Source organism: Oryzomicrobium sp. (genome assembly GCF_036820405.1).
Taxonomy (GTDB): Bacteria; Pseudomonadota; Gammaproteobacteria; order Burkholderiales; family Rhodocyclaceae; genus Oryzomicrobium.
Window position 1 is genome coordinate 330,864 of the sequence record NZ_DAISLS010000001.1, and the last position, 21,279, is coordinate 352,142.

Below are 21,279 nucleotides of genomic sequence, written 5' to 3' on the forward strand. Positions count from 1 at the left end.
CCAGCCGGGCGCTCCCGGCTTAGAATCGGGGCATGGCATCCCCCTACTCCCGCCTCCTGCTCGCTTCCAGCGCCCTGCGCCGGCTGGAAGCCGCCCACGCCGGCCAGCCCTTGATGGTCCGGGCCGGCGAGGCGGCCGCCCGCTGGGCCGAGAACCTGCGCATCGACGACGCCCGGCCGGTGCTGGTGCTGGCCGGCCCCGGCAACAACGGGGGCGACGCCTTCGTCTGCGCCACCCGTCTCAAGCAGGCCGACATCGAGGTGATGCTCGTCTCCCGGGCCGATCCAGCCCGGCTGTCCCCCGACGCCTCAGCCGCCCGCCAGGGCTGGCTGGATGCGGGCGGCGCCATCACCAACGACATTCCCGCCAATACCCCCGACACTGCCGGCCCGGCCTGGGGCCTGATCGTGGACGGCCTGTTCGGCATCGGCCTGGCCCGGGACCTGGGCGCCCCCTACGCCGGCTGGAGCGCCGAGGCCCGGCGCCTGGCGGAGCGGGACCGCTGCCCGGTGCTAGCCCTGGACGTGCCCTCCGGGCTGGACGCCGATACCGGCCGGGCCTGGGGCGGGGCGCTGCCGGCCACCCACACCCTCACCTTCCTGGCCGACAAGCCCGGCCTGCACACCGCCGACGGACCGGACCTGGCCGGCGAGGTGCGGGTGGCGGACCTGGGCGTGGCCCCTGCCGGCGACGCCCTTGCCCCGGCAAGCGCACACGATCTTCCCCCGGGCCGCCTGCTGGCCCCTGCCGACTTCGCCCCCTGGCTTCTTCCCCGGGACAAGAACAGCCACAAGGGCCGCCACGGCAACGCCGGCATCCTGGGGGGCGCCCCGGGCATGGTCGGGGCGGCACTGCTGGCCGGCCGGGCCGCCTTGTTCCTCGGCGCCGGACGGACCCTGGTGGGCATCGTCGATCCCCGGGGCCCGGCCCTGGACCCGGCCCATCCGGAACTCATGCTGCGCCGGGGCGCGGCCCTGCTCGGCGAACCCCTCTCGGCCCTGGCCGTGGGGCCGGGGCTGGGGCAGAGCGACGATGCCCGGGTCGCCCTGGCGGCCGCCCTGGCCCTGCCCATGTCCCTGGTGCTCGACGCCGACGCCCTCAACCTGATCGCCCAGGATAGTGACCTGGCCCGCCGGACCACGACCCGGGCCGCCGCCACCATCATCACCCCCCATCCAACCGAGGCGGCCCGTTTACTTGCCACCACCACCACCGCCGTCCAGGCCGACCGCATTGCCGCCGCCCGAGACCTGGCAGCCCACTTCAACGCCCATGTGGCGCTGAAGGGCTGCGGCACGGTGCTGGCCCATCCGCCCGGCAGCGCCACCCCAGACCCGGACGGCCTGCCCACCGCTTGGGCGATCAACCCGAGCGGCAACCCGGGCATGTCCACCGCCGGCATGGGCGACGTGCTCACCGGTATCGTCACCGCCCTGCTCGCCCAAGGCTGGCCCCCGGGGCCGGCCGTGGAGGCGGCGGTGCACCTGCACGGCGCCGCCGCCGACGCCCTGGTGGCCGCCGGCACTGGCCCGGTGGGCCTGACCGCCGGCGAGACCATCCCCGCCGCCCGGGCCCTGCTCAACCGCTGGATCGCCCACCGGGGCCGCCCGGAAGGGTGACCCGGCGCCCGCTCACGCCACGACAAACAACAACAATATCCATGCCCCCAACCCACAATCCCCTGCGCGGCATCGCCCTGATGGTCTGCGCCACCCTCTGTTTCGCCCTTCTCGACGTCACCTCCAAGACCCTGGCCAAGACCTTCGAGGTGCCCCTGCTGGTCTGGATCCGCTACCTGGTGCACTGCCTGTTCATGGTGGCGGTGCTCGGCCCGCGCATGGGCCGGGGCCTGGTGGCCACCACCCGGCCGGCCCGCCAGATCGTCCGCGCCGTGCTGCTGGTGGGCGTCACCGGCTTCGCCATGGCCGCCTTTCGGGTGATGCCCCTGGCCGAAACCACCGCCATCATCTTCATCACCCCGCTGCTGGTGGCCCTCTTGGCCGGCCCCTGGCTCAAGGAGAAGATGACGCCGCAACGCTGGGCCATCGTCGCCGCCGGATTCGTCGGCGTCCTGCTGATCGCCCGCCCCGGGCCGGCGGTCAACGCCGAGGGCATCAGCTGGGCCCTGGCCTGCGCCGCCTGCTACGCGGTGTACCAGATCCTCACCCGCCAGCTCTCGCCCACCGAGAACACCCTGACCATGCTCTTTTACACCGCCCTGGCCGGCACGGTGACCATGACCCTGGCCCTGCCCCTGTTCTGGGGCGGCCCCCTGCCCACCCTGGGCCAGGCCGGGCTGATGGCGACCATGGGCATGTGGGGCGGCACCGGCCATCTGCTGCTCATCTCGGCCTTCCGCCACGCCCCGGCCACCACCCTGTCGCCCTTCCTCTACGTGCAGCTGTTCTGGGCCACCGCCCTGGGGGCCATCGTGTTCGGGCACCTGCCGGATTCCCTGGCCTTCACCGGCATGGCCGTCATCGTCGCCAGCGGCGTCGCCCTGGGGCTGGCGGAACGCCGCCCGGCCCGGGCATGAGCCGCCGCGCCATGGGGCCGCGCCGCATCGCCCCCCGCCAGGCCCTGGCGACCGCCCGGGGCATGGCCTTGTGTTTGGCGCTGGGCCTGCCGCTTTACCTGGCTCCGGCCGGCCCGGCCGCCGCCGCCCCGGCCTACCGCCTGACCCTGGAAGGCAGCGCCGAGGACCGGGCTAGCGCCGACGCGGTGCTGCGCCCCCTCCTCGACAAGTATTTCGACCCGGAACTGCCGGCGGACGCCGCCCCGGCCGAGCGCCGCGAGCTGCTGCTGCGCGAGGCGCGCCGCCGTCTGCCCGGCCTGCTCGCCACCGAAGGTTATTTCTCGCCCCGCCTGGGGGGCGCCCAAACCGCGGACGACGACGGCGCCCCGGCCCTGGTGCTCGACCCCGGCCCTCGTACCCAAGTCGCCGAAGTGAGCATCGATTTCGACGGCGCCGACCTGCCCCCCGAACGCCAGGCCGCCCTGCGCGCCGCCTGGAAGCTGCCGGCGGGCCGCCCCTTCCGCAGCGCCGATTGGGAATCGGCCAAGGCCGCCCTGCTCACCGCCTTCACCACCGAGGACTACGCCGGGGCCCAGTTGCGCGACAGCCGGGCCGAGGTGGACCCGGACACCGCCACGGCACGCCTCGCCGTGACCCTGGCCCCGGGGGCGCGCTACGTCCTCGGTCCCCTGCAAATCGACGGCCTGGAGCGCTACGACGAAGCGCTGATCGCCCGCTACAACCGCACCGTGCATCCGGGCCAGCCCTACCGGGAGGCGGACCTGATCGCCTTGCAGACCGCCCTCCAGTCCACCCCCTACTTCTCCTCGGCCAACGTGGAACTGGCCAATGCCGAGGCCGTCCCCGGCGCGGACGGCACCGTCACCGCCCCGGTGCGCCTGACGGTGCGGGAACGGGCCGCCCACCGCATCAGCACCGGCGCCGGCTACAGCTCCAACACCGGCGCCCGGGTGGAACTGGGCTACCGCAGTGCCGACCTGTTCTCCCGGGCCTGGGAACTGTCCTCCGGCGTACGCCTGGAAGAAAAGCGCCAGACCGCCTACGCCGACGTCTTCCTGCCGCCCCATGAAAACGGCGCCCGGGACAGCGTGGGCGGCGTCTACGACGCCTCCGACATCCAGGGCATGAAGCTCACCCGGGACGCCCTGGGGGTGGTGCGCACCCAGCTGCGCGGCTCCATCGAGATGCGCCTGTCCCTCAACTACCAGATCGAGCAGCGCAAGATCGACGGGGAGCCCACCACCGAACTCCACGCCCTGACCCCCAACGTCCAGTACACCTGGCGCACCGTGGACAACCTGCTCGACCCCCGCTCCGGCCTGGTAGCCCAGGCCCAGGCAGGGGGCGCCGCCAAGGGGGTGCTGGCCGACCAGAATTTCCTGCGCCTGCAAGGCCGGACCACGGTCTACTTCCCGGTAGGCCGGCGCGACGTGCTCTCCCTGCGCGGCGAACTGGGGGCCACCCTGGCCCCGTCCCGGGACGGTATTCCCCAGGACTACCTGTTCCGCACCGGCGGCACCGGCTCGGTGCGCGGCTACACCTACCAGAGCCTGGGGGTGAAGGAAGGCAACGCCGTGGTGGGCGGCCGCTACCTGGCCGTGGTGTCGGGGGAATACACCCACTGGATCGACGACAGCCCCTGGGGCGTTGCCGCCTTCGTGGACGCCGGCAACGCCAGCGACGAGCCGGCCAAGTGGAGCAGCCTGGCGGTGGGCTACGGCCTGGGCGCCCGCTGGAAGAGCCCCGCCGGCCCCCTGGCGGTGGACCTGGCCTACGGCGAGCGCACCAAGGAAATCCAGCTGCACTTCTCCGTCGCCATTCCCTTCTGAGGCCCCTTCTGAGGCCCCTTCTGAGGCCGACCGTTTCTTGCCGACCCACCACGCGCAACGTCCCATGACCGAATCCGCTGCTCCCGCCGTTCCCGCCACTCCGCCATCCTCCCCCACGCCGCCGCGCCGCTGGCGCCGGATGGCCCTGGCCGTGGCTGCCGCCCTGGCCGGCCTGGGCGGCACCGCGGTCTGGCTGGTGGGCAGCGAAAGCGGCCTGCGCGCTGCCCTGGCCCTGGCCGAGACGGCCAGCGGCGGCAGGGTCCGGGCCGAGGGCGTCCAGGGGCGGCTGTGGGACGAGCTGTCCATCGCCCGGCTCGACATCGACGCCGGCCCGACCGGCCCGCGCATCCGCATCGACGACGCGGCCCTGGCCTGGACCCCGGCGGCCCTGCTGTCGGGCCGGCTGGACATCGCCCGCCTGGCGGCGGCCCGGGTCCAGATCGCCAGCGCCCCGAGCGACGAACCCGCCACCCCGCCCGCCGACCTGCGCCTGCCCCTGGCGGTGCGCATCGGCGACGCCCGGGTCGATCAGCTGATCCTGCGCACTCTGCCGGCGCCCCAGGGGGCCGCTGACGGCCAGCCCGCGAACGGTGCGGTCCCGGACCTCGATGCCCTGCCCGAAACCCTGCGCCTGGCCGCCCTGGCGGCCCGGCTGGAGAGCGACGGCCGCCATCACCGCCTGGACGGCCTCGCCGCCACCTGGGAAAAGATTCGCCTCAGCGGCGAGGCCCGCCTCGACGGCGCCGCCCTGGATGGAGCGGAAGCGGTGCTCGCCTCGCTCCAGGCCAGCGGCAGCGCCGAGGGCCGGGACTTCCAGGTGGAGGCCCAGGCCAAGGGCCCCCTCGCCGCCCTCCAGATCAACGCCCAAGCCAGCGCCGCCGCGCCAGCGGCTGCCCAAGCCGTACCGGACACCAGTCAAACGAATGGGCAGACGGCCAAGTCCGGCCACGGCCAGGCCACGGCCACCACCCGCACCGCCAAACCCGCCGCCGCCCCCCTGCGCGGCACCCTCGCCGCCACCCTGGCGCCCTTCGCCCCCTGGCCCGTCCCCGCGGCCCAGGCCCGCATCGCCGGCCTGGACCCGGCTGCCTGGGCCACCGGCGCCCCCCAGGCCAGCCTGGACCTGGAATTGCGGGTGAGCAGCGAAGCCGGTGAAGGCGGCGCCCCCCACGCCCGGCTCGACGTCGCCAACGCCCGCCCCGGCCCCCTGGACCAGGACCGCCTGCCCCTGGCCGGCCTGACCCTGACGGTACGTCCCGAGGCTGCTCAGGCCACCTCGGCCACCCCGACCACCAAATCCGCCGGCACCGCCCCGGCCAAGCCCTCCGACCGGGCCGCCGCCAGCCCCCTGCCGCCCCTGCTCCTAAGCCTGGACGCCCGCCTGGCCGATGGCGGCGCGGAGAAAAGAATGAAAGGAACACCGGGCACGCTCCACGGCCAGGGCACCCTGCGGGACGGCACCCTGGCCGCCACCCTGACCCTGGCCGGGGTCAATGCCCAGACCCTGCACCGCGGCGCCCAGGCCACCCGGGTGGACGGCACCCTGGCCGTGACGGCGGATGCCGCCCGGCAGCGCCTCAAGGCCGCCCTGGAAAACCGTCTCGCCCCCCGGGTGACCCTGGACGCCGACCTGACCCGGGAAGGCCCGCGCCTCACCCTACACCAGGCCCGCCTGGGCGAGGCCGGCGCCAAGGAGGCCCTGCTGGAGGCCAGCGGCAGCCTCGACCTGGGCGCGTCCAACACTACCAGCGCTACCACCGCCTTCACGGTGGACGGCCGCACCCGAGGCCTGGACCTGTCCCGCTTCGTCAAGGCGCCGCCGACCCACCTTTCCGCCACCCTCAAGGCCAGCGGCCAGCTCGGCAGCGGCCCGGCCCTGCCCCGGGTGGACCTCGCCTACCGCCTCGCCGACAGCCGCATCAACGGCCAGCCCGCCGCCGGCGAAGGCCGCCTGTCCCTGGCCGGCACCCGCCTCATGGATGCCGATCTGGGCCTGGATCTGGGGGGCAACACCCTGGCCGCCAAGGGTCGCTTCGGCGCCTCCGGCGACCGCCTCGCCTTCACCCTGGCCGCCCCCCATCTCGACCCGGTGCTGGGTGCCCTGGGCCTGAGCGGCAGCCTTGCCGCCCAGGGCGAGTTGACTGGCACCCTGGCCGATCCGGGTGGCCGCCTCACCCTGGCCACGCCGCGCCTGGGCCTGCCCGGCGGAATCGCGGTGAACGGCCTGGAGGCCCGCCTGGCCCTGGGCCCCGGCCCGGACGGCGAAGCCAGCGCCCGGGTCCAGTTGAAGCGCCTGACCCAGGGCAGCGCCGCCCTGGCCCGGGACGCGGACCTCCAGGTGGCCGGCTCCAAGCGCCGCCAGGATTGGACCTTGCGCGCCACCCTGGCCGAAGATCAAGGACTGGCGCGGACTTTGGCCCTGTCCGCCAGCGGCGGCCTGGCCGCGCCGGACAAGCATGGTGCAGGCCGGCAGGGCCAGGACGGCCCGCGCTGGGTCGGCCGCCTCACCGCCCTGGAGCTGGGCGGCGACGTCCCCCTGCGCCTCGCCCAGCCCGCCAGCCTGGACCTCTCGGCCCAGCGGGTGCTGCTGGCCGACGCCCGCATCCAGGGCGGCGGCCAGGATTCCCCCTGGCGCCTCGCCATCGACACCCTGGACTGGCAGGCCGCCTCCGCCACCGGCAATGGCCGGAGCAACGGCCGAGCCACCCCGCCCCGCCTCGTCACCCGGGGCGAGCTACGCGGCCTGCCGGTGCGCCTCTTCCTGCCCGAGGCCGGCCGGGCTTCCACCCTCACCCTGGGCGGCCGCTGGTCCCTGGACCTGGGGGAGAACGCCAACGGCGAGGCGAGCCTGGGCCGGGAACAGGGGGACCTGCTGTTCGGCGAACGGGGCGCCCAATCCCAATCCCTGGGCCTCACCGCCCTGGCGCTCAACGTCCGCCTCGACCAGGGCCGCGCCCGCCTGGCCCTGGAAGCCCGGGGCGCCCGCCTGGGCACCCTGGCCGGCGACGTCCGCGCCCAACTGCTGCGCGGCCCGGATGCGTCCGGCCAGAACAGCCCGAACAACCCGCCTGGCCTGGCCGGCTGGACCCTGGCCCGCCAGGCCCTCCTGGCCGGCGACGTCCGGCTGGAGATGCCCGACCTGGCCTGGCTCGGCCCCGTCGCCTATCCGGGCCTGGCCACCGGCGGTGCCCTTAGCGCCCGGCTGCAACTGGCCGGCAGCGCCGCCGCCCCCCTGCTCACCGGCGAGGCCCGGGGCGACAAGCTGGGGCTGCGCCTGGCCGACCTGGGCCTCAATCTGGCCAACGGCACCCTGGACGCCCGGCTGGCCGAGGGCCACCTGCGCCTGACCCGGCTGCACTTCGACTCCCTGCCCGGCGAGACGCCCCGGGAGGTGCGCCTCAAGGAACTGTTCGACAACCGCCCCGGGGCGGTGGACGTGAGCGGCGACCTGGACCTCAAGGCCGGCGCCTCGTCGGTGGCCTGGTCTCTGGACCGCTTCACCCCGCTGCAACGGCGCAACCGCTGGCTGATGGCCTCGGGCCGGGGCCAGGTGCGGGTGGCCGACAACCGGCTGGAGGTGGCTGGCGAGATCAAGGCCGACGGCGCCTTCCTCGGCCTGCCCGACCTGGGGGCGCCGAGCCTGCCCGACGACGTGGTGATCAAGGGCAAGGAGGCCCCGCCGGACGCCCGCCTGCGCCTCACCCATCTCGACCTGGGGCTGAACCTGGGGCCGCGCTTCTTCTTCAAGGGCGCCGGGCTGGAAAGCCGGCTGGCCGGGGAACTGCGCCTCACCACCCGGGACGACGGCGCCTTGCGCGCCAACGGCACCATCCGCACCGCCGACGGCATCTTCGACGCCTACGGCACCCGGCTGGCCATCGAGCGCGGCATCGTCAGCTTCCAGGGCCCGCCGGCCCGGCCCAGCCTCAACATCCGCGCCCTGCGCCGGGGCCTGCCGGTGGAGGCCGGGGTGGACGTGACCGGCACGGTGGACCGGCCCCTGGTCAAGCTGGTGTCGGTGCCGGAAGTGCCGGAAGCCGAAAAACTCTCCTGGATGGTCCTGGGCAAGGGGCCGGGAGAGGCCGGCGGCGCCGACCCGGGCCTGCTGCTGTCCGCCGCCTCGGCCCTGTTCGGCAGCGAGGACAGCACCACCAAGCGCATCCAGGAAGCCTTCGGCATCGACGAAATCTCCTTCCGCGACGGCACCCTGGACGGCAGCGGCGGCCCCACCGCCACCAGCCGGGTGGCCGGCGGCCAGGGCTTTTCCGGCAGCGGTACCGGTTCCAGCACCAGCGGCAGCCAGGTGCTCACCGTCGGCAAGCGCATTTCCGCCAACGCCACCCTGGCCTACGAGCAATCCATGTCGTCGGTGGCCGCCCAGGCCGGCAGTGTGATCCGCCTGACGGTTGAGCTGACCCGGCGCCTCTCGGTGGTGGCCCGGGCCGGCACCGACAACGCCCTGGACCTGCAGTACACCTTCAGCTTCGGCCGCAGCAGCAAGGCCCAGGCCCGCCAGGATGCCCGCGCCGCCCGGGAGGCCGGCGCCACTCCGGCCCCCGCCACGCCTTGAGAGCAAAGCCACCGGAAGAACGCCCCATGCACTACCTGTATCTGGCCCTGGCCATCGTCACCGAGGTGATCGCCACCTCCCTGATGCCCCTAACGGAGGGATTCACCCGCCTCTGGCCGTCCCTGGCGGTGGCCGTGGGCTACGGAGTGGCCTTCTACTGCCTGTCCCTGACCCTGAAGGCCCTGCCCATCGGCGTGATCTACGCCATCTGGTCCGGCGCCGGCATCGCCCTGATCGCCATCGTCGGCGCAGTGTTCTTCAAGCAGTCCCTGGATACCCCGGCCCTGATCGGCATCGGCCTGATCGTCGCCGGGGTGCTGGTGCTCAACCTGTTTTCCAAGACGCTGCCGCACTGAAGAAGGAGGCCAGCCGGCTTCCCGCGTTCGTCGCCCCCTGGGCCACCTCAGGTATCGGGGCTGTCCTCGTAGGTTTTTCGCACCCGGCGCCAGGGAGCGGTATCAAAGGGCTTCAAGCCGAGCACTCTAGCCTTGCCTGAATAGCCACCTATGGCAGCGATAAACAGACCTAGCGAAACGAACAGCGCTTGAAAAAAATAACTGTCAGCAAAGCGGAGTCCCGCAAACCCAAGCCCGGAACCAGAAAAAATTAGAAGCCAGCTGAAGCTATATGTCAGGTTCCCATCCCGAACGAACCAGTTTTTCCACTTCATCGCAACTCCAAGCGCTTCGCTACCGCAGCATCCAGTGAGGAAAGGAAAGCATCCACCCGGGCCGTGTAGTCCCCCGGCGTGCCCAGCTCCTCGTTGATCTGCTTGTGGCTCCTGGCCTGTTCCGCCACCTCGGCTCGCACTCCGAGGGCCTGGGCGCGGCGGGCGAAGTCGTGGGCCTGGGCGCAGGGCTGGTCCGGGCGGATGCTGGAGCAGACCAGCAACAGGGGCGGCGCGCCGGCGACGAGGGCCTGGGTCGGCGAGGTAGCCCGCCAGTAGGCCGGATCGGCCCCGAAGGCGGCGTCGTAGAAGCGGTAGTGGCGCGTGGCCATGATCCGTTCCACGTCCAGGGCGGCGCTGTCCAGGGCGACGGTGCCGAGCCAGGGACGGGCTCCGGCCTTTTCCGCCAGGGCGGGGGCCGCGCCGAGCAGGGCCGCCAGGTGGGCGCCGGCGGAATGGCCCATCAGCACCACCTTGGCCGGATCGCCGCCCCAGCCGGCGGCCTTGGCCTGCACCGCCGCCAGGGCCCGGGCCACGTCACCGGCCTGTTGCAACGGATCGGCCTGGGGCAGCAGGCGGTAATTGACCGAGACGAAGACGAAGCCCCTCGGCACCCAATGGGCCACCTTGTGCTCCACCACGCCCCGGGCGCCCTTGTCGCCGAGCCGCCAGGCGCCGCCGTGGACCATCACCAGCACCGGCGCGCCCTCACCCCGGGCGGGGCGGTAGACGTCGAAGCGCTGGCGCGGGTCCGGGCCGTAGGCCACGTCGGCGATGCGTACCACGCCTGCCGGCAGCTCGGCATTCCCGGCCGAGCTGCCGTCGTCGCCGTTCAGTTCGTCCGTGGGGGCCTCCGTCCCCTGGGCCTGGGCGGCACGGCGGGCCTCGATGCGATCGCGCAGGGGACCGGCGGCGGCCGGCAGCGCCAGGGCCAACGCCATGCCGAGGATGGCGAAGCGGCTTGAAGCGGAACGCAATGCCGGGCGGAGGAAACGGCGGCGGGCCGGGGGAGCGGGCATGGGCATCCGCAACCCGGGCGACGCACACGGCAATAGTGTGGAATGGACAGAGCGGGCCGGCATGGCGATCCCCAAAAGACAATGTTTCCGGATGGTGCCGTCCCCGCCCTGTCATGACAAGCGGGCCCCGGGCTTGCCAGGAGCATCAAAAAGAAGCGCCCCGTAGTGAGGCGCAAGCAGGGGCAACGCAATCGGAGAACGCTCCGCCCACCCAACAGATGTGGCGGAGCGATACGAGCGCGGAACGAATCAACCCAGCCGGACAGCCCCAGTGGAGCCGGCAAGCGCCGCCCACATCGGCGTCACACCGCGGCCTGGGCCGGCCGGACTCCCGGCGTCGATTCGTCCGACTTTGCCCAACGGGCCAGCAGCTCGGCGCGGCGGGCCTCATAGGCAGCCATGGCGGCGGCCTTCACCGGGCCGAAGCCGCGCACCTCGTCGGCCAGGCTTGCCAGTTCCACCGCCAGGCCGTGGCGGGCCGGGGTCAGGCCGGCTGCCAGGGCCGTGACCATGGCGGCGTAGTCCTCGGCCAGGCGCCGCTCGGCCCGGCGTTCGGCGCTGTAGCCGAAGGGGTCGAAGGCGGTGCCGCGCAGGCGGCGCAGCCGGGCCAGCCAGCCCATGGCGGTGAGCATCCAGGGGCCGAACTTGTGCTTGCGCGGCCGGCCGGTGGCCGGGTCGTGGCGGGCGAAGAGCGGCGGGGCGAGCCACAGGGACACCTTGTCGGCCTGGGCGAACTGGCGCGCCAGGGCGGCCTTGAAGGCCGAGTCGGCGTAGAGCCGGGCCACCTCGTACTCGTCCTTGTAGGCCATCAGCCGGTAGGCCCCCTGGGCCACGGCCCGGGTCAGCGCCTCCTGGCCGGGGGCGTGGCGCGCCTCGGCGGCCCGCACCTGCGCCACCAGGGTTTGGTAGCGGGTGGCGTAGGCGGCGTCCTGGTAGGCGGCCAGATCCGCGGCACGGCGGGCGATCAGGGCGTCCAGATCGGCGGGGAGCTGATCGGCCGGGTCCGCGCCTTCCTCGATGCGCGCCAGCCATTCGGGGGCCGCGGCGGCGATGCGGCCCCAGGCGAAGGCCCGCTTGTTGAGGGCCACGGCGGCGCCGTTGCGCTCGATGGCGCCCTCGATGGCCGCCCGGCTGAGGGGTACCAGGCCCCGCTGCCAGGCGTAGCCGAGCATCAGGGTATGGGCGGTGACCGTGTCGCCGAACAGGCGCTGGGCCAGGGTGCCGGCGTTCACCGTGTGGAAGCGGGCCGGGTCGCAACGGCGGCGCACCCGCTCGGCCATCAGGTCGATGGGCAGGCTGGCGTCGCGCTGGGCCAGAACGTCGGCGGTGGGATTGCCGTCCAGGTTGAGCACCGCCCCGGTACGCCCGGCGCTCAGGCGCTCAAGCGAATCGGCGGCGGCGGACACCACCAGGTCGGCCCCGAGCAACAGGTCGGCGGCGGCCGGTCCGATGCGGGCAGCGTGGATGTCCCCGGGCGCCGGGGCGATGCGCACCTGGCTGACCACGGCGCCGTTCTTTTGCGCCAGGCCGGTGAAGTCGAGCACCGAGGCGCCACGCCCGTCGAGAAAGGCCGCCGCGCCGAGCATGGCGCCCATGGTCAGCACGCCGGAGCCGCCGATGCCGGTAACGTAGATGTTGAACGGTTCATCGGCGCCCAGGGCAGGCACGCTGGGCTCGCCCAGACCGGCCAACGCCTGGGCCTCGATGGCCTGGAGGCGGGCGTCGTCGGGCTTGCGCAGGGCCACGCCCTCGATCTCGACGAAGCTCGGGCAAAAGCCCTTGGTGCAGGAGAAATCCTTGTTACAGGCGCTCTGGTTGATCTGGCGCTTACGCCCGAAGGGGGTTTCCAGGGGTTCCACGGCGATGCAGTTGGACTGCACCGAGCAGTCGCCGCAGCCTTCGCACACCCGGGGGTTGATGAACAGGCGGCGGTCCGGGTCGGGGAAGTCGCCACGCTTGCGCCGGCGGCGCTTTTCCGCGGCGCAGGTCTGCTCATAGACGATGGCGCTCACCCCGGCCACCTGGCGCAGCTCCCGCTGCACCGCGTCCAGAGAGTCCCGCCCATGAACGCTGACGCCCGGGGCCAGGTCGGCGCGGCCGGTCCAGCGGGCCGGATCGTCGGACACCAGGGCGATGCGCCCCACCCCTTCGGCGTGGAGCTGGCGGGTGATGCGCGCCGGGTCGATGCCGCCCTCGGCGGGCTGGCCGCCGGTCATGGCCACGGCGTCGTTGTAGAGGATCTTGTAGGTGATGTTGGTGCCGGCGGCCACGGCGGCGCGGATCGCCAGCAGGCCCGAGTGCTGGTAGGTACCGTCCCCCAGGTTCTGGAAGATGTGGCCGGTGGCCGAGAACGGCGCGGCGCCGATCCACTGGGCCCCCTCTCCGCCCATCTGGCTGAAGGTGCGGGTCTTGAGTTCGGGCTGGGACAGGGCCATCACGTGGCAGCCGATGCCGCCGCCGGCAATCGACCCGTCCGGCGTCTTGGTCGAGGTGTTGTGGGGGCAGCCGGAGCAGAAGTACGGACGGCGGGCCGGCACCGGGGCCGACACCGCTTCCTGAGCCACCTGCTGCAAGGGCACCACCGCACCGATCAGGGACGGGGGCGCCCCCCGGGCTTCCCAGGCGGCCAGGCGCTCGGCCAGGAGCGGCCCCTGGCCGGCCAGGGCCGCGGCGCGGCGCGCCAGGGCGCGGGCCACCTGCAACGGGGTGAATTCGGACACTTCCGCGAGCAGGGCCGCGCCCCGGTCGTCCTGCTTGCCGGTGACCCGGGGCCGGCGGCCGTCGGGCTGGTGGTAGAGGGCTTCCTTGATCTGGGCCTCGACGATGGCCCGCTTTTCCTCGATCACCAGCAGCTCTTCGTGCCCCTCGGCGAAGGCCAACAGGCCGGCGGTTTCCAGGGGCCAGCTCATGGCCACCTTGTAGAGCGAGACACCCAGGGCGGCCAGGTCGGTGGGGGTCAGGCCCAGGTCGGCCACGGCCTGCATCAGATCCTGGTGGGCCTTGCCGACGGTGACGATGCCCAGGCGGCGCACCGGGGCGGCCACCACGGTCCGGTCCAGGCCGTTGGCCCGGGCCCAGGCCCGGGCGGCAGGCAGGCGCTCCTCGATCAAGCGGCGCTCCAGTTCGGCGCGCTGGGCCGGCCAGGCCAAGGCCGGGTCCCAGTTGAGGCCGTGGGCGGGCACGGTGAAATCGGCGGGAGTGACGAACGCCGGCAGCGGCCCCAGATCCACCGTGGCGGCGGTCTCGATCACCTCGGCGATGGTCTTCAAGCCGACCCACAGGCCGCAGTAGCGCGACAGGGCGATGCCGGCCAGCCCCAGGGAAATCACCTCGGCCACGCTGGCCGGCTGCAACACCGGGATCGACGCCGATTGGAAGATGCCGTCGGTCTGGTGCGGGTACATGGACGACTGGGCGGCGTGGTCGTCGCCGGAAATGGCCAGCACGCCGCCCAGGGGTGAGGTGCCGAGCATGTTGGCGGTGCGGAACACGTCGCCGCTGCGATCCACCCCCGGGCCCTTGCCATACCACAGGCCGAACACCCCATCGACGGTAGTCGGGCCATAGGCCCGGTGCATCTGGGCGCCCCACAGGGCGGTGGCGGCCAGATCCTCGTTGAGGCCGGGCTGGAAGGTGATGTCGTGGGCGGCGAGCTGGCGCGAGGCCTTCCACAGCTGCTGGTCGTAGGCCCCCAGGGGCGAGCCCCGGTAGCCAGAGATCAGCCCCGCCGTGTTCAGCCCCCGGGCCCGGTCGAGCTGGCGTTGCAGCATGGGCAGGCGCACCAGGGCCTGGATGCCGGTGAGGAACTGGCGTTCTGCGCCGGCAGGGGAGTCCAGGGCTGCGGGAACGCTGCGCGGGATGGGGTTGGGGGTGCGGAAGGGCTGGTCGTTCGCGCTCACGGGGTGTCTCCACGACTGTCAGTGTTGTTGTGGAGAGGAATTATGGTTTTCCCCCGTTAGCATTTGCGACCAAAACGGACTTCGCAAACCACCATTTTTAGGTTGTTTGCACTACCATTATCGGATCATTAGTCTTTTCCGCCCAAACCAGCGCCAAACACCGCCATGAACGACCTCGACCGCACCGACCTCAAGATCCTCCGCGAACTGGCCCAGGACGGCCGGCTGGGCTGGCGCGAGCTGGCCGAGCGCATCAACCTGACCCTCACCCCCACCCTGCGCCGGGTGCGCCGGCTGGAGGACGAGGGCTACATCCAGGGCTACGCCGCCCGCCTGGACGAAGGCCGGCTGGCCGGGCGCATGATCGCCTTCGTCTCGGTGACCCTGGCCAGCCAGGCCGAGGACGTGATCAACCGCTTCGAGGAACAGATCGCCCTGGCCCCCGAGGTGATGAGCTGCTTTCTAATGACCGGCGACGCCGACTACAGCCTGCGGGTGGTGGTGCGCGACCTGGACGATTACCACCAGTTTCTCACCCGCACCCTGACCCGCATCCCCGGCGTAGCTCACATCAAGTCGAGCTTCGCCCTCAAGTCGATCCTGCAACGCAACGCGCCGCCGCTGTGACTGCTTTGTGACTGCTGCCAGCGGCGCTGCCGGAGCGGCGCCAAACAAAACCGCCCGGGCGCTTGTGCGGCCGGGCGGTTGTTCCTGGGCGGGACGGGAGGCTTACTTCACGCCCTGGCCCAGCAGGGTGCCGTTGACCGTCACCCCGTAGAGGTTGACCCCGTCGTCGGCGTGGTAGCGCTTGCGGGTTTCCTCGATGCTGCCGTTGACCAGGCGCGGGTCCTGGGGGCGCTCGTGGGCGTTGATGAAGGCGGCCACGTCCCAGGCGTCCTGGTCCGAGAGGGTTTCGCCGCGGCCCAGGGGCATGTTGTGCTGGATAAAGCCGGCGGCGGTGTTGATGCGGTGCATGCCGGCGCCCCAGTTGTAGGAATCCTTGCCCCACAGCGGCGGGAACACCGAGGTCACGCCGACCTTCTTGCCCTCGCCGTTGTCGCCGTGGCAGATGGCGCACTGCTTCTCGTACACCACCTTGCCCCGGCCGATGTCGTAGCCCCCCTTGGGCGGCGGCGGCTCGTCGAAGCCCCGGCCCGGCAGGGCCTTGCCGATGGGGGCGTTGGTGGACATCCAGTAGGCGTAGGCGGTCAGGGCGGTGAGGACCTCGCTGTCGGCGGCGGGCGGCTTGCCGTTCATGCTGAACTGGAAGCAGCCCTGCATGCGCTCGACGAAGGTGTTCACCTTGTTGTTCTTCTTGCGGTAGGCCGGATACATCGGGTAGGCGGCCCACAGGGGCGCCGAGTTGGCCTTGCGGCCCCGGTCGATGTGGCAGTTGACGCAGTTCATCTCGTTGCCAACGTACTGGGGCGCCAGAGCCTTGGTGTTCATGAACAGGTCCTGGCCGCGCCGCACCAGCTCGCCAAAGGCGTTGTTGGGAATCTCGCCCTCGGCGGGGGGCTGGAAATACTTGGTGCCGGAAACCTTCTTCGGCGCCTTGGGCAGCTGGGTCTGGTCATCCAGGCGGGCGGTGTCGACGGCCATGGCGCCGCTGGCCATGAGCAGCGGCAGGAGCAGGGCCGCCAGGCGGACGGAAATCGTGGTCATGGAATGCAAATCCTCAGGGTGACGGGCCGGGGGCGGTTCAGCGCAGGCGGTGCTGGGTTTCGTCGAAGGGCTCTTTCGAGTCCCCCAGGCTGCCGAAGTACTCGGCCACGGCCTTGATCTCGGCATCGCTCAGGTCCACGGCGATGTGCTGCATGAGGCCGTTCGGGTCGTTGCGGCGGGTGGGCGCCACGGCGGGGATTGCCTTGGCCTTCTTCGTCGCGGCCACGGCCTTCTCGCCGCGCCAGGCCTTGAGCTGGGCCTCGATGTACTCGGCGGACTGGCCGGCCAGGGGCGGTAAATGGCTGCCCACGCCGACGCCGGCGGGGCCGTGGCACAGGGTGCATTCGGGCACGTTGCGGTCCCACAGGCCGCGCAGGGCGATCCAGGCGCCGGTGCCTTCGACGGGACGGCCGCCCGGGGTGGCCTGGACGTTGACCTTGGGGCGCTGGGCGTAGGCCTTGGCCACGGCGGCCACTTCCTCGTCGGTCAGGGCCGAGGCGATCGGCTGCATGATCGGGTTTTGCCGGCTGCCGGACTTGAAGTCGCGCAGTTGCTTGGCGAGGTAATCCTCGGGCAGGCCGGACAGGCGGGGAAAGCCCCCGGCCATGCCCTTGCCGTCGGCGCCGTGGCAGGTGATGCAGGGCATGGCGGCCGGATTGGCGCCGCCCTTTTGCATGATCGCCTCGCCATCGGCCGCCAGGGCCGGCAACGGCAGGGATAACAGGACGCCGCACAGCAGCGCCAGACGGCGGCTCGGGCCAAAATCTCGCATGGGTGACACTCCGGATCGCGTTAGCGGAACAATGGGTTAGCCGACAATCATCACTCGACTATAGATATATAATTATATAGAAGCCATTGCATCACGCCAAACAATCCTGCCCACAGCCTGACATACAGGTAGCCGCTGCCGGGGAAAAGCCCAGGCAATGGGAGTGACGCGAAAGCTGCCGGCAAATCTCCCGGGGCGCGCTCGTTCTCCGCGCATCCTCCATATCGCCCCCACGGCAGGCACCAGCCCCACGGGCGCTTGCTAGACGCCCAGGCGGGTTTCATCCCATTGCGCCAAAAGGCAACCCGCGGCCGCGGCGATTCGGAAGGTGCGGCAAGCCGCCCTATTCGAGCCGGAAACCGATCTTCACTCGTACCTGGAAGTGCCCTACCTTTCCGTCCTGGATGTGGCCGCGGGTTTCCATCACCTCGAACCAGTCCAGGTGGCGCAGGGTCTTGGCCGCCTCGGAAATGGCGTTGCGGATGGCCTCGTCGCTGCTGGTGGGGGACGAGCCGACGATTTCGAGGATCTTGTAGGTATGGGCGGTCATGGCGGGCGCTCCTCCGGCGAATGAAAAGGGTCGCCGGCGCTGCCCGAGGTCCATGTTGCTTCGCCCCGGGCCGCCCGCGACCCTTTCAGCATAGGTGTCGCCCGGGGGCTTGCAACCCGGGCCGCGACGCGAAGCCTTCGGCCTGCCTCCGCCGCCGAGGGTTGAAAGGAGCCGAAGCTGCCCGCCGGCCGCCCTCCCCCATTCCGCCCATCCGGCCATGGCGCCGGACGTCACGCCTTGCCTACGCCCGGTGCCCCTTGCCCACCGCCGCCGCCCGCTTGCTGGCGGCCCAGCCGAGCAGGGACAGGAGCAGCAGGCCGCCGCCGATGAGCAGGATGCCCGTCACTTCCAGGGCCTTGAATTCCTCGCCCAGGGTGAGCCGGGACGAGAGGATGGCCACCACCGGGGTGCCCAGCACCGACAGGCTGGCCTCCCAGGCCGGCACCCGGTCCAGGATGTAGCTCCACAGCCACCAGCACATGCCGGTGCTGACCACCGAGATGAAGGCGAGCAGGCCGATGAAATGGGGCTCCCACGCCGTAGGCCGCTCCGGCACCAGGTTGGCCAGGACGATCAGGGGAATCGCCCCCAGGGCCATCTGCCAGGCGGTGAGGGTGAACAGGTCCACCGGCACCTTGGAGCGCAGGCGCTTGATCAGGATCGACCCGGTGGCCCAGCACAGGGCCGCCATCACGCCGAGGAACTTGCTGAACAGGCTGGTGTGCATGTCCCAGGGCTCGATGATCAGGATCAGCCCGGTGAGGGTGGCGGCCGCCGCCAGCCACTGGCCGCCGCGCACCCGCTCCCCCAAGATCAGCCAGGCCATCAGCAGGGTCCAGATCGGCATGGTGAAGATCAGCACCGCCGTCTTGCCCGGCCCGCCTTCCACCAGCGCCCAGGTCTGAAAGACCATGAAGCCGGCCACCTGGGTCAGGGCGATGGCAATGGTGGCCTTGGGCGCTTGCAGCGTCATCGGCTTGCCCAGCAGCTTGAGCACCACGAACAGGGCGATGGCCCCGCCGACGCAGCGCTCGGCGGCAAAGGCGAAGGGCGGCGCGTAAGCGAGGCTCTGCTTGGAGAGCACCCAGGTGTAACCCCAGATCAGGGACAGGGTAGCCAGGGCCAACGTGGGCAGCCAGCGGCGCAGGAAGGGAGGCAAGGTCATGACGTTTCATCCGGAAGGCACGGCAGGGGTAAAAGCCGCGCCACGCCCGCCTGCCGGGCCGGCCCGGGTAGGGCCGCCGCAACGGAGCGGGCAACACAGGAAAACCACCGAGGGACGGCCCTCGGCGCACTGCTTACGATGCAGGGCACAGGACACAGGGCGCACCACCCGGCGGTGGAAAAAAACAGGTTGGTAAAGCCAATGCGGGAAGGTGTTGAGCGACGGCAGCCGGGCGGGGCGGAAACCGCAGCCACCCCGTTGCGGCCGGACCCTGCCCCTTTCTCACTGGACCGCCCTACCCTCCTGCCGCCTCCCAGCCGCGCCGCCCTGTCGCGCCGGGCAGCGGCGAGGGGGAGAAACGGTTGCAGCGAGGGAAGAACTGAAAAAGCCGGACGCAGCGCCTAGAGCAGTTCCAGCACCCGCTCCGGCGGGCGGCCGATCACGGCCTTGCCGCCATGGACGAAGATGGGCCGCTCGATCAGGCGTGGATGGGCCGCCAGGGCGGCGACCAACTGGGCCCGGGACAGGGACGGATCGGCCAGGTTCAGCTCGGCGTATTCGGCCTCGCCGGTGCGCATCAGGCCACGGGGATCGGCCAGGCCCAACTGGGTGAGCAAGGTCTCGATCTCGGCGGCGCTGGGCGGAGTTTCCAGGTAGGCCACCACCTGGAGGGCGATGCCCTTCTCCTGGAGCAATTCCAGGGCGCCCCGGGACTTGGAGCAGCGGGGGTTGTGGTAGAGGACAGAGGTAGCGGAGGTAGTCATGGGCCGGAAGTATACCCCCGCCCCTGCCGGCACCGGCCCCGTTCCCCCCGGCGCCAACAACGCCTAACCTCGCCGGAAAGCCGGAGCCTGTGCCCGAGGAATGACCCGCCGGCAACGGCCCAGCCATCGTCAACCGCGATGGCTGATTTTCACCCCTTCTAAACGCTAGGACTGGCGCGGAGTTTGGAGGGGGCTTAAAAACTGCCATCGCGGTTGACGATGGCTGGATGGGGTACCTGCGGCCCATGGGGGCACCATCAGGCCCGAATCAAAACCACGCCAAGGATCAGGCACGCCGCACCGGCCATCCGGATCGCGGTCGCGGGCTGTTGCGGGATGCCCAGAATGCCGAAGTGGTCGAACGCCAGGGAGCCGATCATCTGCCCCACCACGATCAGGGCCAGGGTCGTCGCCGCACCCAGCCGGGGAACCATGAGGATGGCGATGCCGATGAAGAGCGCGCCGAACAGGCCGCCGGTCCAGGAGGTCCAGGGGGCGGTGCCGGTGAAGGATTCGGTGAGGCGTGGCCCGGGGGCGACGAGGGCGACCGCGAGCATCGCCACCAGACCGACCAGATAGCTGACGGAGCCGGCCCACCAGGGGGAACCAAGATGGGCGCGGAGGTTGGCGTTGAGCACCTGCTGCAACGCCACGCTGGCGCCCGCGAGCACCACCAGCAGGTAGGACAGGGTGAGGACATGGGGGGACATCGGCAGCTCCAGAAAGGCGTTGGGTGTTTCATTCTGTGGAGCGGCACGCTATAAGACAAATGCCAGATTTTCCGATTACCCATCTCGTTTCGGCATGCCAAGCTTTCGACAAATCCACTACTTCCTGGCCGTGGCCGACCTGGGCGGCTTCACCCAGGCGGCGGCCGGGCTATTCATCGCCCAGTCCGCATTGAGCCGGCAAATCGCCCAACTGGAAGAGGAACTGGGTTTCGCCCTGTTCGAGCGCGAACCGCGCGGCGTGCGACTCACCCCCGCCGGCGCGGTTTACCGGGACCGGGTTGCGACCATTCCCAAGACCTTGGCCGCGGCGGCGGAAGAAGGCCAGCAACTGGCCCGCGGCGAATCTGGGGTGCTGCGGCTGCTGCACTCCAGCACGATTCCGGCGACGAGCCTGATGCCGGTGCTCGACCGGTTCGCCGCCGCCTGCCCCAAAGCCCGGATCGACCTGGACCGGGCGTCGTCCGAAGAACAGGTTTCGCTGGTCGCCAACGGCAATGCCGACGTGGGCGTGATCCGCCTCCCCGTGCTGCGGCGGGATGCGCGGGTCCGCTTTGTCGAGCTGCAGCCCGAGCGGCTGTGGGTGGCTTGCCCCGACGACCACCCGATGGCGAAGCGGGCGAGCGTCGCCGTCGCCAGCTTGCAGGACGAACTGTTCGTCTCCGCGGTTTACCGCGAGCACGGCGGCCTGGCCCGCGTCGTCACCGATCTATGCCTGAAGCAAGGATTTGTCCCCAAGACGGCCCGGATCGTCTCGCCCAAGACCTCGATGCTCAACCTCGTGGCGGCCAAGCGCGGAATCGCCATCGTTCCCGAGCGGATGACAACCCTGGGGGGCACGGGAATCGCCTACGTGCCGTTGAGCGACGACGGCGCCCAGTCGGTCTGCGCCCTGGTGCTTCCCCTTCAACCCACGGTGCTCGGGCAGACCTTTGCCAATATCCAGTTGGCGGCGGATCGATCTACCGCCAACTAATGGTTGCCGGCACCACCAATGCCAAACCCCGCGCCTAGCGCGGGGTTTGAAGGCATCGTCCATTGTCGTGCCCGGTGAATACCGGTGAATACCGGGGCATTCCGGGCAGCCCCGGCTCCGGCATCCGCCGGAGCCGGAC

16 protein-coding genes are annotated in these 21,279 nt (G+C 71.5%); 7 read left to right on the top strand and 9 right to left on the bottom strand.

Annotation, left to right across the window (positions count from 1 at the left end; genetic code table 11):
- Positions 1-32: 32 nt before the first annotated feature.
- From V7Z98_RS01425 to V7Z98_RS01445, 5 genes are all read left to right on the top strand, one after another.
- Positions 33-1,619, top strand: coding sequence for an NAD(P)H-hydrate dehydratase (locus V7Z98_RS01425; RefSeq protein ID WP_334156708.1), 1,587 nt, complete (start codon positions 33-35; stop codon positions 1,617-1,619).
- A 41-nt stretch (positions 1,620-1,660) separates the two neighbouring features.
- Entirely contained in the window at positions 1,661-2,536 is an 876-nt protein-coding gene (locus tag V7Z98_RS01430; protein ID WP_334156709.1) for a DMT family transporter, read from the top strand.
- Positions 2,533-4,365, top strand: a complete 1,833-nt coding sequence (locus tag V7Z98_RS01435) for an autotransporter assembly complex protein TamA (RefSeq protein ID WP_334156710.1) — start codon at positions 2,533-2,535, stop codon at positions 4,363-4,365. Before V7Z98_RS01430 ends, V7Z98_RS01435 begins: the two co-directional genes overlap by 4 nt.
- Positions 4,366-4,429: 64 nt before the next feature.
- Positions 4,430-8,935 carry a translocation/assembly module TamB domain-containing protein gene (locus V7Z98_RS01440; RefSeq protein ID WP_334156711.1) on the top strand — a complete coding sequence of 1,502 codons (4,506 nt, stop codon included), beginning with the start codon at positions 4,430-4,432 and terminating at the stop codon, positions 8,933-8,935.
- A 26-nt stretch (positions 8,936-8,961) separates the two neighbouring features.
- The gene (locus V7Z98_RS01445) at positions 8,962-9,291 is read left to right on the top strand and encodes an SMR family transporter (protein WP_293261552.1); all 330 of its coding nucleotides are present in this window, start codon (positions 8,962-8,964) and stop codon (positions 9,289-9,291) included.
- A gap of 47 nt (positions 9,292-9,338) precedes the next feature.
- Here the strand turns inward: V7Z98_RS01445 and V7Z98_RS01450 are convergent, their stop codons facing one another.
- The 3 genes from V7Z98_RS01450 to V7Z98_RS01460 all read right to left on the bottom strand — a co-directional run bounded on the left by V7Z98_RS01450 (position 9,339) and on the right by V7Z98_RS01460 (position 14,520).
- Positions 9,339-9,605, bottom strand: coding sequence for a hypothetical protein (locus tag V7Z98_RS01450; protein ID WP_334156712.1), 267 nt, complete (start codon positions 9,603-9,605; stop codon positions 9,339-9,341).
- Entirely contained in the window at positions 9,602-10,621 is a 1,020-nt protein-coding gene (locus V7Z98_RS01455; RefSeq protein ID WP_334156713.1) for an alpha/beta hydrolase, read from the bottom strand. The genes V7Z98_RS01450 and V7Z98_RS01455 overlap by 4 nt, the downstream gene beginning before the upstream one ends.
- 302 nt (positions 10,622-10,923) lie before the next feature.
- On the bottom strand, positions 10,924-14,520 hold the full coding sequence (locus tag V7Z98_RS01460; RefSeq protein ID WP_334156714.1) for an indolepyruvate ferredoxin oxidoreductase family protein: 3,597 nt from the start codon (positions 14,518-14,520) through the stop codon (positions 10,924-10,926).
- Positions 14,521-14,685: 165 nt separating this feature from the next.
- Between V7Z98_RS01460 and V7Z98_RS01465 the strand changes: the two genes are divergently transcribed.
- Entirely contained in the window at positions 14,686-15,147 is a 462-nt protein-coding gene (locus tag V7Z98_RS01465; RefSeq protein ID WP_334156715.1) for an Lrp/AsnC family transcriptional regulator, read from the top strand.
- Positions 15,148-15,249: 102 nt separating this feature from the next.
- On the opposite strand, the gene V7Z98_RS01470 is transcribed toward V7Z98_RS01465, so the two are convergent.
- From V7Z98_RS01470 to V7Z98_RS01495, 6 genes are all read right to left on the bottom strand, one after another.
- Positions 15,250-16,185: a c-type cytochrome gene (locus V7Z98_RS01470; RefSeq protein WP_334156716.1), complete on the bottom strand. Its 936-nt coding sequence runs from the start codon at positions 16,183-16,185 to the stop codon at positions 15,250-15,252.
- 37 nt (positions 16,186-16,222) lie between these two features.
- Complete coding sequence (locus V7Z98_RS01475; protein ID WP_334156717.1) at positions 16,223-16,957, bottom strand: c-type cytochrome; 735 nt, start codon at positions 16,955-16,957, stop codon at positions 16,223-16,225.
- A gap of 343 nt (positions 16,958-17,300) precedes the next feature.
- Positions 17,301-17,507 (bottom strand): dodecin, encoded by a 207-nt coding sequence (locus V7Z98_RS01480; RefSeq protein WP_293261584.1) that lies wholly within the window; start codon positions 17,505-17,507, stop codon positions 17,301-17,303.
- Between the two features lie 241 nt (positions 17,508-17,748).
- The gene (locus V7Z98_RS01485) at positions 17,749-18,672 is read right to left on the bottom strand and encodes a DMT family transporter (protein WP_334156718.1); all 924 of its coding nucleotides are present in this window, start codon (positions 18,670-18,672) and stop codon (positions 17,749-17,751) included.
- Between the two features lie 401 nt (positions 18,673-19,073).
- Positions 19,074-19,436 (bottom strand): arsenate reductase (glutaredoxin), encoded by a 363-nt coding sequence (gene arsC, locus V7Z98_RS01490; protein ID WP_334156719.1) that lies wholly within the window; start codon positions 19,434-19,436, stop codon positions 19,074-19,076.
- Between the two features lie 257 nt (positions 19,437-19,693).
- Complete coding sequence (locus tag V7Z98_RS01495) at positions 19,694-20,146, bottom strand: DMT family transporter (protein ID WP_334156720.1); 453 nt, start codon at positions 20,144-20,146, stop codon at positions 19,694-19,696.
- A 94-nt stretch (positions 20,147-20,240) separates the two neighbouring features.
- Here V7Z98_RS01495 and V7Z98_RS01500 point away from each other — a divergent pair, with 94 nt between their 5' ends.
- A complete protein-coding gene (locus tag V7Z98_RS01500; RefSeq protein ID WP_334156735.1) occupies positions 20,241-21,140 on the top strand; it encodes a LysR family transcriptional regulator in 900 nt (299 codons plus the stop codon).
- Positions 21,141-21,279: the final 139 nt, after the last annotated feature.